Origin of the sequence: Pandoraea horticolens, from assembly GCF_902459555.1 — a bacterium.
GTDB lineage: Bacteria > Pseudomonadota > Gammaproteobacteria > Burkholderiales > Burkholderiaceae > Pandoraea > Pandoraea horticolens.
The window spans coordinates 106,171-117,464 of record NZ_CABPSM010000001.1 but is presented as its reverse complement, the minus strand read 5'-3'; the positions used below and the strand labels follow the sequence as shown (position 1 = coordinate 117,464).

Annotated in this window: 12 protein-coding genes and 1 pseudogene; 11 read left to right on the top strand and 2 right to left on the bottom strand. The window is 62.0% G+C overall.

Annotation, left to right across the window (positions count from 1 at the left end):
* Window positions 1-106: 106 nt before the first annotated feature.
* The 4 genes from PHO31112_RS00530 (at window position 107) to PHO31112_RS00515 (ending at window position 4,058) form a co-directional block, all read left to right on the top strand.
* On the top strand, window positions 107-1,153 hold the full coding sequence (locus tag PHO31112_RS00530; RefSeq protein ID WP_150618702.1) for an ornithine carbamoyltransferase: 1,047 nt from the start codon (window positions 107-109) through the stop codon (window positions 1,151-1,153).
* Between the two features lie 146 nt (window positions 1,154-1,299).
* Window positions 1,300-2,412: a threonine synthase gene (locus PHO31112_RS00525; RefSeq protein WP_150618701.1), complete on the top strand. Its 1,113-nt coding sequence runs from the start codon at window positions 1,300-1,302 to the stop codon at window positions 2,410-2,412.
* Window positions 2,409-3,365, top strand: a complete 957-nt coding sequence (locus PHO31112_RS00520; protein WP_174995436.1) for an FAD-dependent oxidoreductase — start codon at window positions 2,409-2,411, stop codon at window positions 3,363-3,365. Before PHO31112_RS00525 ends, PHO31112_RS00520 begins: the two co-directional genes overlap by 4 nt.
* 48 nt (window positions 3,366-3,413) lie before the next feature.
* Window positions 3,414-4,058 carry a flavin reductase family protein gene (locus tag PHO31112_RS00515; protein WP_150618699.1) on the top strand — a complete coding sequence of 215 codons (645 nt, stop codon included), beginning with the start codon at window positions 3,414-3,416 and terminating at the stop codon, window positions 4,056-4,058.
* Here PHO31112_RS00515 and PHO31112_RS00510 read toward each other — a convergent pair.
* Window positions 4,009-4,836 carry an autoinducer binding domain-containing protein gene (locus PHO31112_RS00510; RefSeq protein WP_150618698.1) on the bottom strand — a complete coding sequence of 276 codons (828 nt, stop codon included), beginning with the start codon at window positions 4,834-4,836 and terminating at the stop codon, window positions 4,009-4,011. The genes PHO31112_RS00515 and PHO31112_RS00510 overlap by 50 nt on opposite strands.
* 580 nt (window positions 4,837-5,416) lie before the next feature.
* On the opposite strand from PHO31112_RS00510, the gene PHO31112_RS00505 reads away from it, so the two are divergent.
* The 7 genes and pseudogenes from PHO31112_RS00505 (at window position 5,417) to PHO31112_RS00480 (ending at window position 10,743) form a co-directional block, all read left to right on the top strand.
* Window positions 5,417-5,890 (top strand): DUF2244 domain-containing protein, encoded by a 474-nt coding sequence (locus PHO31112_RS00505; protein ID WP_150618697.1) that lies wholly within the window; start codon window positions 5,417-5,419, stop codon window positions 5,888-5,890.
* 41 nt (window positions 5,891-5,931) lie between these two features.
* A pseudogene (gene coxB, locus PHO31112_RS00500) lies at window positions 5,932-7,158 on the top strand (cytochrome c oxidase subunit II); the annotation flags it as partial.
* 38 nt (window positions 7,159-7,196) lie between these two features.
* Complete coding sequence (ctaD, locus tag PHO31112_RS00495) at window positions 7,197-8,789, top strand: cytochrome c oxidase subunit I (protein ID WP_150618696.1); 1,593 nt, start codon at window positions 7,197-7,199, stop codon at window positions 8,787-8,789.
* Between the two features lie 2 nt (window positions 8,790-8,791).
* Entirely contained in the window at window positions 8,792-8,911 is a 120-nt protein-coding gene (locus PHO31112_RS27380; RefSeq protein ID WP_217426996.1) for a cytochrome oxidase small assembly protein, read from the top strand.
* Between the two features lie 100 nt (window positions 8,912-9,011).
* Window positions 9,012-9,629 (top strand): cytochrome c oxidase assembly protein, encoded by a 618-nt coding sequence (locus PHO31112_RS00490; RefSeq protein WP_150618695.1) that lies wholly within the window; start codon window positions 9,012-9,014, stop codon window positions 9,627-9,629.
* Window positions 9,622-9,843: a DUF2970 domain-containing protein gene (locus PHO31112_RS00485; protein WP_150618694.1), complete on the top strand. Its 222-nt coding sequence runs from the start codon at window positions 9,622-9,624 to the stop codon at window positions 9,841-9,843. The genes PHO31112_RS00490 and PHO31112_RS00485 overlap by 8 nt, the downstream gene beginning before the upstream one ends.
* A 39-nt stretch (window positions 9,844-9,882) precedes the next feature.
* A complete protein-coding gene (locus PHO31112_RS00480) occupies window positions 9,883-10,743 on the top strand; it encodes a cytochrome c oxidase subunit 3 (protein WP_150618693.1) in 861 nt (286 codons plus the stop codon).
* Window positions 10,744-11,002: 259 nt separating this feature from the next.
* On the opposite strand, the gene PHO31112_RS00475 is transcribed toward PHO31112_RS00480, so the two are convergent.
* Window positions 11,003-11,206, bottom strand: coding sequence for a twin transmembrane helix small protein (locus PHO31112_RS00475; RefSeq protein WP_010804774.1), 204 nt, complete (start codon window positions 11,204-11,206; stop codon window positions 11,003-11,005).
* Window positions 11,207-11,294: the final 88 nt, after the last annotated feature.

Sequence of the window (11,294 nt, the reverse complement as noted above, 5' to 3'; positions counted from 1 at the left end):
TGCGGTGGGTACTGCGGTAAGCGCATGTCCGCGAGATGGCGTCAAACACGACAGGCAGCGTGATGCTGTCTCGGGAGCATTACTGAAAGACGATCAGGAGAGATACGTGACTCGCAACTGGCTTGCCCCCGATCTGACCATGAGCGCGCCGGACTATCGTGCGCTGCTCGACGCGGCACTTTCCTTCAAGCGTCGATATCCGCGGTGCACCGAAGACGCGTTGCGCGGCCGGACGATTTACTTTCTCTTCTATAACGCCTCACTCCGCACGCGCAGCAGCTTCCAGACCGGTTTGTCGCGAATGGGCGGGCATGCCATCGTGCTCGATCCGCATCACGGAATCTATACGCCAGCACTGCCTGAGGCCGAGATTCCCTATTCGACAGAGCGTATCGCCGATGTGGCGAGGGTGCTTTCGTCCTACGGCGATGCGATTGCCATTCGCATGTACGGCGCGCCGGCCGGTTGGGTGTACGGCGCGGCACATCGTCATCTCGAGGCGTTTTCGCAATGGAGCCGGGTGCCCATCATCAACATGGAGTGCGATCGCTTTCATCCGTGTCAGGCGCTTGCCGACGTGATGACGATGCGCGAGCAATTGGGAGGACTCGCCGGGCGGCGGCTTTGCATCAGTTGGGCCTACTCCGGAAGCTGGCACAAGCCCGTGGCGGTGCCGCAGAGTCTGCTGCTCGCCGCCGTGAAAGCGGGGATGGATGTCACGCTTGCCCATCCGGCGTCGTTCGGTCTCGATCCGCAAGTCATGCAGGCGGCCACGCAGTTTGCCGAGCAGACCGGCGCAAGCATTCGCGTCACTCACGACCTGCGCGACGGGGTGGCCGATGCGCATGCCGTCTATGCGAAATCGTGGTGCAGCCTCGCGCATTTGCCGGTGCGCCACGGTGATGAAGTCGACGAGACGGCGATGCGAGAGACCTTCGAGCGCCATCGAGATTGGCGTGTCGACGCCGACGTGATGCGACTTGCCGCACCGGGCGCCGGGTATCTGCATTGCCTGCCCGCAGACCGAGGGCAAGAGGTGACGGACGACGTGATTGACGGCCCGTCGTCGTGGGTCTTTCAGCAAGCCGGGAATCGGCTTCATGCGCAGAACGCCGTGATGGCGCATTTACTGAATCCAGGGTGCCTCGCGTGACGTCATGCTTCTCTTATCGCTATGCGTGTGTGAGATGCGCGGCGCCGCAGTCCTGGGGCGCGATCCGTTATCGTTGCCACTTGTGCGGACAAAATCTGCGCATCCAACGCAAGGTCAATGGGGAGGTGCCGTCGGCGCGGGATATCGTGAGCACGTTTCGCGGCCGAGGGATGTGGCGATACCGTGCGCTCCTGCCCGTCGAGTCCCGCTGGGGCAGTCGATTGGTCGTCGGGGGAACGCCGCTGATCGACTGTGGCGACGACGGGGGTGTCAATCTCTGGGTGAAAGACGAGGCGCGCAATCCCAGCGGATCGCTCAAGGATCGCGCCACCGAAGTGGTGTTGGCCGTCGCGAAGCGCGCGGGATGTACACATGCCGTAGCGGCGTCGACAGGCAATGCCGGTGCGTCGTTGGCGTGCATCGCCGCGTCACAGGGGATGTCGGCGACCGTTGTCGTGCCGACCAGCACGCCTTTCGTCAAACTCGCGCAGATCCGCGCCTATGGCGCAAAGGTCTGTGAGATCGACGGAACTTACGACGATGCGTTCGAGATCGCTGAACGGATGGCCGACGATGCCGGTGTGTGCTGCCGCAATACGGGCATCAATCCCTTCACGCGTGAAGGCAAGAAAACCTGCGCGTTCGAGATGGCGGAGGCGTTTGATTGGTGTGTGCCGGATTGGGTGGTCGTGCCGACGGGCGACGGCAATATTCTTTCCGGAATCGCGGCGGGGTTCCTGGATCTCTATGCACTGGGCATCACGTCTGCGGTGCCACGCTTGCTCGCGGCGCAGGCCGATAGTTCGAACAGCATCACGCGCGATTGGCAGGACGACGATGAAGACACGGCTTTGCCTCAGTCTCCCACCGTTGTCAGTCCGGAAACGGTCGCCGACAGCCTATCCGTCAGCCGCCCTCGCGATCATTTCGCGGCGCTGCACGCGTTGCGCGTAACGCGCGGCGCATGCGTCGCGCTGGACGATGCCCGCATTCTTGCCGCGTCGCAAACGTTGGCGCGGCGCTTCGGGCTATGGTTCGAACCGTCGACAGCCGCGGGATATGCTGCGCTACATGAATGTCTCGCTACCGGCCGAATCCAGGCCGGGTCGCGGGTAGTGCTGCTCGGCACGGGAACGGGGCTGAAGGCCCCGCAAGACTTTGACAGTGTGGCGCCAGGGCACCTGCAAGATTATGCCGAAGCTGTGCCTCGCGGCATCCCCGAAGAACGCCGGCATTGTCGTGGGGAGGGGCAGACGTGACGCGGCAACGCATCATCGTCATCGGCGCCGGTGTCAGTGGCCTGACGACGGCCGTGACGATGGCATTGGCGGGATGCGACGTCGCTATTCACGCTGCGGAAGGGCCGGGGCAGACAACGTCGGCACTCGCCGCAGCGATCTGGCATCCGTTCTATCAGGCACCCGATTTCGTCTATCTCGAACGAGCCCGTCAGACGTACGCGACGATGGTTCGCATGTCTGCCGACCCGTCGTCGGGCGTGCTCATGCGAACGCTCACCGAATATTTCCGGCGAGACGCGGGTGTGCCATGGTGGGCCGAGTGCGCCAGCGATCTCACGTGTCTGCCGGAGACCGACGTGCCGTCACGTTTCGCATGTGCTTATCGCATGGCCGTGCCCGTCACCGACACGGCGATCTATCTTCGTTACCTGATGAACATGTTCCTCGATCTCGGTGGGCGTTTCGAGCAGCGACGTGTCGACGATCCGGCATCGCTGTTCGACGCCGCCGACTACGTGGTGAATTGCTGTGGTTACGGCAGCCGGCAGTTCGGCGACAACGCATTGTCGCTCTCTCGCGCCATTGTGTTGCGTGCCTGGCGCGACGCTGCGGTGCGTGGTTGCTTCATCGACGACTCCGATCCGGCAGCGCCGACGTACATCGTGGAGCGGGATGACGACATCGTTCTCGGCGGCACCGCTGACCCGGAGCTGACGTCGACCGTCATTGGCGACCGGCAAATCGCCGACATCGTGCGTCGTTGTACCCAACTGTGTGAGGGGGTCGCTGTGTTGCGCGTTATCGAGGCTCGCACCGGATTCCGGCCGATGCGAAGTGTTGCAAGAGTGGCGGTCGACGAGCGTCATCCGCGTTTGCTTCACAACTATGGTCACGGGGGCGGCGGCTTCACGTTGTCGTGGGGCTGTGCGAACGATGTTCTGCGTCTGGCAGGGCTGGCAACGACAAATTAACGTGTGCCCGCAGACGGCCGGGCAGGCACCACAACTCTGGGAAGCGACATGGAACTCGATCCGGCGACGCTCGACGAAGCGAGCATCTACAACTTCATGATGAGTACGATCCTGCCGCGTCCCATCGCGTGGATCAGCACGGTGGATGCGCAGGGGCGGCCGAATCTCGCGCCGTATGCCTACTTCATGGGGGTGTGCTGTGTGCCGATGACGGTGTTGTTCTGCCCGGTAGTGCCCCCCGCGCCGAAGCGAAAGAAGGACACCCTTCGCAATGTCGAGGCCGTGCCCGAGTTCGTCGTGAACGTGGCAAGTGCGTCGTGTATCGACGCCGTGAATCTCTCGGCAGCACCGCTGCCCGCAGGCGAGTCGGAATTCGATCTGACGGGCGTGACCCCGGTGCCGTCGTCGCGCGTGCGGCCGCCGCGTGTGCTCGAGGCCGCAGTGGCGTACGAGTGCCGCGTGCGCGACATCATCGAAATCAGTGCCGCCCCAGGGGGAGGATGGGTCGTGCTCGGCACGGTGCTGGCGGCGCATGTTGACGACGCGTTGCTCGACCCGGTCACCCATCAGGTGGATTTGCAGGGGTTGCGTCCGGTCGGACGGCTGGGGGGCGGATCGTTTGTGAATACCGCCAGCGATACTTTCACGTTGACGCGTTACAAGACGCTCGCCGACCTTGCGGCGCGGAAGTAACGACTTGTGGACCCGCTGAGGCGAAGTCGTCGAGCAGCCCGTAATCGCTGGCGAGCTTCGCCGCCCGGTGACGGCTCGACACGTCGAACTTGCGCATGACGCTGCGCAAATGGAAGACGACGCCGTGTTCCGAGATCGTGAGGATGCGTCCGATCTCCCACGAAGTCTTGCCGCGTGCCACCCAACGCAGACACTCGCGTTCGCGTGGCGTCAGTACGAGGGCATGGTGACGCGCGGCGTCGCGTTGCACGATACGCCATGCAGCTTCATGCACATGCATCGCCAGCACGGCGCCTCCGTGCTGTGTCCAGGCGTGTGCACCGGGGGTGCGCGGATGGCGGGGCGGACGACGCGACGAGGACAGGCTCAATGTCCCCGATGCCCCGGACGGGGTGAATACCGGATAGGTGATGCCCGAGCGCAAACCCGCGGCATGCTGGTCGCGAAGCAGTTGCCGGGCCTCGGGCGAGGTGTATAGCGCAGGCATCCATTCGACGGGTGTGAGTTGTCTGTGCGCCCGAGACAGCACCGGGTCGATGCTTGCGTACTGCTGGGCGTCGTAGTGCTTTTGCCATGCAGCGGGCAGGTTACCGAGTTGCGGTGTCGCCAGCTTTCCTCCCGGCAAGGGGAAATGTCCGCGATAGCTGAAATAGCAATGTCTGAGCGCACTGCATAACGCTTGCAACAGCGCGCGCAAGGCATCGAAGTCGGTGACGGAGTGCAAGGCGCTCAGACCGTCGGCAAACGAGCGGGGAGTGATGCAACGCGTGGCACGCATGACATATCGATGTAGGGAACATGTTTCGCTTGTAGCATGCGTGATATGGACGCGCGCATCGAGGGTCGCCGAGCGGGACGCGAGGGTTTGCCGCGCGAGCGTGTGTCACGCACGCTCGCCGGGCGCGACATAACGTCGCATGCGGAACCCGGCGCAGTGTCTAGTGATAACGGATATCGGACGAATCCCGCATCGCAGCGAAGGCGATGATGCGCGGGGCGCGTCGCGCGATTCGAGGGAAAGGCGTTTGACGACGGGGGAGCATCGTTCACGAGTGAGTGCGGTTCGGGTATTCAGGACACCGCAACGAGTCGTGTCGTGTTGCAACGTGTCAAACCGGCGACGCATAGGGAGTATCCCGTAGTCGCCTGGCTGTCAGGATTTTCAGCTAGGGGATTAACCGGATTTCCCTTTTGCATCAATGAGTTCAAGAGGATGCTATGGTGCGCCAAATACTCGGTATCAATGTTGTCGCTTCGAGAATGCGCGTTCTATAATGCGGCAGTTTGTCGCGGCCCGGACGCAACTGGTTCCCGGCCGTCGGACATGAAAGACCCAAGATGCCCCACGGGTGACGGCGATGCTCGCAGCCTCTTCCTCCGACGTTGAATCGGTGACGAAGGAATGGACGCACAAGCGCAACTGCGCGATATCGCCGCGCCAGTTTGTCCTGTTCTACCTGTCGTTGGCCGCCGTTTCACTGGGTGTTGCCTTGATTGCGGCGTGGCGCGGTGGGTGGTTGGTCTTGCCGTTCACAGGCCTGGACTTGTTCGTGGTGGGCGTTGCGTTTGTCATTCATGCCCGGCATGCCACAGATTACGAGGTCATTCGGTTGTCGCCTGTGAGCCTTGTGGTCGAGCAACGTTCAGCACAGAGGTTGACGCAGTACGAGTTCAATCCACGCTGGGTGCGCATCGACATCGAGAAGCCGCCACGTACGCGCGTTGTTTTGCGCTCGGGTAGCCGCTCGGTCACTGTCGGTGCCTATCTTGCGCCGCATCGCCGCGAAACGTTTGCGCGCGAGCTGCGCCGTTGTCTTGCCCAACAGGCCTGAGAGATGGAGACGATCTCGGGCGACCGCCAGGGAGGATTTGGATGGTAATTTTGGGTAAGGAAGCTATGAAAAAAACGAAACACGCCTTGGCGGCTTTCCTTGCGGGCGCCTCACTGCTCGCCGGCGCTCCGGCACTGGCGGCGGTCACCGATATGCCGGGGGGGCCGGCCGTCAACGAACTCAACTTCCAGCCGCCGGTCACGAAACTCGCGCAAGAGCTTCACAGCCTTCACACCATGATGCTGATCATCTGTCTGGTGATCTTCATCGCGGTGTTCGGTGTGATGTTCTATTCGATTTTCAAGCACCGCAAATCCAAGGGCCATCAACCCGCGAATTTTCATGAGAGCACCACGGTCGAGGTGATCTGGACGATCGTGCCGTTCGTCATCGTGATTCTGATGGCGCTGCCCGCCACGAAAACCGTGGTCGCCATGAAGGACACGACCAACGCCGACATCACCATCAAAGTGACCGGCTATCAGTGGAAGTGGGGCTACGACTACCTGAAGGGCGAAGGCGAAGGCATCAGGTTTCTCTCCACGCTCACCACGCCGCGCAGTCAGATCGACGGCCAGGCGCCGAAGAGCAACACCTATCTGCAGGAAGTCGACAACCCGATGGTCGTGCCGGTCAACAAGAAGGTGCGTCTCATCACTACGGCCAACGACGTGATCCACTCGTTTTACGTGCCCGCGTTCGGTATCAAGCAGGACGCGATTCCGGGCTTCGTGCGCGACACGTGGTTCAAGGCAGAGAAGGTCGGCGAGTATCGCGGCTTCTGTACCGAGCTGTGCGGTAAGGAGCACGCGTTCATGCCGGTCGTGGTGAAGGTGGTCTCCGAAGACGATTACAACAAGTGGGTCGATACGCAGAAGAAGCAGATGGCGGCGTCTGCCGACGATCCGAACAAGACGTACACCGTGCAGGAACTGATGGAGCGCGGCCAGAAGGTCTACGCGTCGAATTGCGCGGTGTGCCACCAGCCCAACGGCAAGGGCGGTGGTGCATTCCCGGCGCTCGATGGCGGCAAGATCGTGAACGGCCCGGTGGCAGACCACATCAGCATCGTGCTGCACGGCAAGAATGCGATGCCTAACTGGTCGCATCTGAACGATGTGGAGCTTGCGGCCGTCATCACGTTCGAGCGCAACTCGTGGAGCAACAAGACCGGTGACGTCGTTCAGCCGGCGCAGGTGCGCGAAGCGCGTGGCAACAAGTCGGCGAATGCCGCAGGGGCTGCCGACGCTGGCGCAGCGAAGAACAGTTAAGTGTCGTTCGACCAGTTCGAGGAAGGAGATTGGGTATGAGTTCCATCACTCACGATCACGTGGCGGGTCACGACGATCACGCGCACGACCATCCGCACGGATGGCGACGCTGGCTGTTCGCGACGAATCACAAGGACATCGGCACGATGTACATGATCTTCTCGTTCGTCATGCTGCTCTCGGGCGGCGTGATGGCGTTGATGATCCGTGCGGAATTGTTCGAACCGGGCTTGCAGTTCATTCGTCCGGAGTTTTTCAACCAACTCACCACCATGCACGGGCTGGTGATGATCTTCGGCGCGATCATGCCGGCGTTCGTGGGGTTCGCGAATTGGATGATCCCGTTGCAGATCGGCGCGTCGGACATGGCCTTCGCGCGGATGAACAACTTCAGCTTCTGGTTGCTGCCGGTCGGCGGTCTGCTGCTGATCTCGTCGTTCCTCGTGCCGGGTGGCGCCACGGCAGCCGGCTGGACGATGTACGCGCCGCTATCGGTGCAGATGGGCCCCGGCCAGGATCTGGCGATTTTCGGTGCGCACATTCTGGGGGCGTCGTCGATCATGGGCGCGATCAACATCATCGTGACCATCCTGAACATGCGCGCGCCGGGCATGACGCTCATGAAGATGCCGATGTTCGTGTGGACGTGGCTGATCACCGCCTATCTGCTCATCGCCGTAATGCCGGTGCTCGCCGGCGCGATCACCATGCTGCTCACGGATCGTCACTTCGGCACGTCGTTCTTCAACGCGGCGGGCGGTGGCGATCCGGTCATGTATCAGCACATCTTCTGGTTCTTCGGACACCCGGAGGTGTACATCATGATTCTGCCGGCGTTCGGGATCGTCTCGCAGGTGATTCCGGCGTTCTCGCGCAAGCCGTTGTTCGGCTATAGCTCGATGGTGTACGCCACGGCGTCGATCGCGATTCTGTCGTTCATGGTGTGGGCGCACCACATGTTCGTGACGGGCATGCCGGTCACAGGCCAGCTCTTCTTCATGTACGCCACGATGCTGATCTCGGTGCCGACCGGCGTGAAGGTCTTCAACTGGGTTGCCACGATGTGGAAGGGCTCGCTCTCGTTCGAGTCGCCGATGCTCTTCGCCGTCGGCTTCCTCTTCGTGTTCACGATGGGCGGCTTCACCGGCCTGATGCTCTCGCTCGCGCCGCTCGACATTCAGATGCACGGCACTTACTACGTGGTGGCGCACTTCCACTATGTGCTCGTGGCCGGTTCGTTATTCGCGCTCTTCTCCGGGTTCTACTACTGGGTGCCGAAGTGGACGGGCCACATGTACAACGAGTGGCGCGGCAAGTTCCACTTCTGGGGCTCGCTCATCACGTTCAACGTGACGTTTTTTCCCATGCACTTCCTGGGGCTGGCCGGTATGCCGCGCCGCTATGCCGACTACCCGGCACAGTTCACGGACTTCAACCAACTCGCGACGATCGGCGCTTTCGGCTTCGGCCTGATGCAGGTGTACTTCCTGTTCTTCGTGGCGCTGCCGACGTGGCGCGGCGGCCCGGCCGCCGAAGCCAAGCCGTGGGATGGTGCGGAAGGCCTGGAGTGGACCGTGCCGAGCCCGGCACCGTTCCACACGTTCGAGACGCCGCCGAAGGTGCATTGAACATGGCAGCCAGTCGCGAACAGCGAGCGAAGAACCTGCGCACGGGGCTGATTCTCGCCTCGGTCGTGGTGGTCTTCTTCGTCGGGGTGATGATCAAGACCAAGCTGATGGGCGGTATTTGAATCGGACGCCTCGCCAATGCGGCGGGGCACCCGGTGATGCCACGAGGCCAGAACGCCGCACGGCATAGACACCATTGAACGGGGAGCCATCTAGGCGAATATGGGCGGTTTGCGACGAATCAACGTGCGTACCTTCAGCAAGTTGCTGCTGCTGGTCGCGGTGATGTTCGGTTTCGGCTACGCAATGGTGCCGTTCTACCGCGCATTCTGCGATCTCGTGGGCATCAACCAGTTGGGCGATCGCACGACCGAGATTGCGGCGCGCAACTCGCAGATCGACGAAAGCCGCACGATCACCGTCGAGTTCGATGCCAACGCGCAGGGACCGCTGCGCTTCAAGCCGGCGAAGAGCAGTCTGACGGTGCACCCCGGACAGATGGCGACCATCGAGTACGAAGTGGCGAACCAGCAGCCGCATGAAGTTCGTGCGCAGGCGATTCCGAGCTACGCACCGGCGCAGGCGGCGAGCTACTTCAAGAAGATCGAGTGTTTCTGCTTCACGCAACAGACACTCAAGGCCGGAGAGGCCAAGGAATTCCCGGTGGTGTTCGTGGTGGACACGAAGCTGCCCAAGGATGTGAATACGATCACGCTGTCCTATACTTTTTTCGATCTCGGCAAGAATGATGCCAATCAGCGCGCGGACGCCACGGCGGATGCGCAAAACGGCAAGTTGAGCACAGGAGCGACAGGAGGAGGCAAGGGCAGCAATGGATGACCTGAAAGAGGCGACTCAGCGCAAGTTGTCATTCGTCCAGACCGTCAAGGCGGTGTTCTGGTCGTTTTTCGGCGTGCGTAAAGGGCGTGATCACGACCGCGACATGGCGCAGCTCAACCCTGTGCATCTGATCCTGGCGGGACTGATCGGGGGCATCCTGTTTGTCGTGGCGCTGGTGCTGTTGGCGAAGCTCGCCATTCGGCTCGCGACGTGAATGGCATAGATAAAGAGAACCAAGCCTGGAGAGATAAGTATGAGCGGTCAACACCAAACGGCGCCTTACTACTTCGTGCCGGCCCCCTCGCGTCACCCGGTGAGCTGCAGTGTCGGCTTGCTGGTGGTGCTCGGCTCGGCCGCCGCGTGGGTCAACGGTCAATCGTGGGCACCGTGGACGGCGCTGGCCGGCCTGCTGTGGGTGCTGTGGGTGCTGCGCAGTTGGTTCGGCGATTCGATTGCCGAGTCCGAAGGCGGGCTGTACGGCAAGCGCATCGATGCGTCCTATCGCTGGGGCATGAGCTGGTTCATCTTCTCCGAGGTGATGTTCTTTGCGGCGTTCTTCGGCGCGTTGTTCTACGCCCGCACGCTTGCAATGCCGTGGCTCGGCGATCTCGACAACAAGCTGCTGTGGCCCGACTTCAGCGCCGTGTGGCCGAACACCGGCCCGGCCGGTGTCGTCGATGCCTTCGAGACGATGGGCCCGTGGCCGATCCCGACACTCAACACGGCGCTGTTGCTGACGTCGGGCGTCACGCTCACGATCTCGCACCACGCCCTGCGCGCGAACCATCGCGGCAGTGCGATCTTCTGGCTGTTCGCCACCGTCGTGCTGGGCTTCGTGTTTCTGGGCTTCCAGGCGTACGAGTATCACCACGCCTACACCGAACTGAACCTGAAGCTCACCTCGGGCGTGTACGGCTCGACCTTCTTCCTGCTTACCGGCTTCCACGGTTTCCATGTGATGCTGGGGGCGATCATGCTCAGCGTCATGCTGATTCGTTTGATGAAAGGGCATTTCACGCCGGAGCATCACTTCGGTTTCGAAGGCGCTGCCTGGTATTGGCACTTTGTCGACGTGGTCTGGCTGGGCCTGTACGTCGTGGTCTACTGGCTCTGACGCCGGGACCGGCAAAACGATCGGGACGCCGCCGGATTCCGGCGGCGTTTCCATTTGCAGACGCTGTCGTCACCCGATAGAGCAGTGGGGGCTTTGCGCACGACAGCGACGGGAGGGCGGCCGAATGCGGCCTTATGTCGCACAGCCGGTGAGGCGCCCGAAGTCACGGCGCCGCGCGATGGCCGCAAGCGTTACGTGGAGCGATGACGGACAGCGGGGATGGGGTGCGGCGATTTGCCGCAGGCGTGCGGCGCGGGACTCAGTATCGTATGCCCGTGCTGTGAATCCAGCCCATCCAGTTGGCGAACAGGATGAGCAGGAACAGCGTCACCGACAGGCCGACGCGCACCATGAGCGAATGCACGGTGCGACTTGATCGGCCCTTGTCCCGCATCATGAAAAACAATGCGGACGCCAGACTGCCAAGAATCAGGACGAAGGCGATGGCAACGATGATGCGCATGATTTGTCCGATGACGGGAATTCGCCATTATCGGGCAACGGGCACGCGCTGGCATGCTGCAATGCAGTGTATTGCGCCGGCGTTCATT

Bases quoted from the DNA above. Each gene is read 5' to 3' on its own strand.
- PHO31112_RS00515 (WP_150618699.1), top strand. From the start codon at position 3,414: ATGGAACTCGATCCGGCGACGCTCGACGAAGCGAGCATCTACAACTTC.
- PHO31112_RS00510 (WP_150618698.1), bottom strand. From the start codon at position 4,836: ATGCGTGCCACGCGTTGCATCACTCCCCGCTCGTTTGCCGACGGTCTG.
- PHO31112_RS00505 (WP_150618697.1), top strand. From the start codon at position 5,417: ATGCTCGCAGCCTCTTCCTCCGACGTTGAATCGGTGACGAAGGAATGG.
- ctaD (WP_150618696.1), top strand. From the start codon at position 7,197: ATGAGTTCCATCACTCACGATCACGTGGCGGGTCACGACGATCACGCG.
- PHO31112_RS27380 (WP_217426996.1), top strand. From the start codon at position 8,792: ATGGCAGCCAGTCGCGAACAGCGAGCGAAGAACCTGCGCACGGGGCTG.
- PHO31112_RS00490 (WP_150618695.1), top strand. From the start codon at position 9,012: ATGGGCGGTTTGCGACGAATCAACGTGCGTACCTTCAGCAAGTTGCTG.
- PHO31112_RS00485 (WP_150618694.1), top strand. From the start codon at position 9,622: ATGGATGACCTGAAAGAGGCGACTCAGCGCAAGTTGTCATTCGTCCAG.
- PHO31112_RS00480 (WP_150618693.1), top strand. From the start codon at position 9,883: ATGAGCGGTCAACACCAAACGGCGCCTTACTACTTCGTGCCGGCCCCC.
- PHO31112_RS00475 (WP_010804774.1), bottom strand. From the start codon at position 11,206: ATGCGCATCATCGTTGCCATCGCCTTCGTCCTGATTCTTGGCAGTCTG.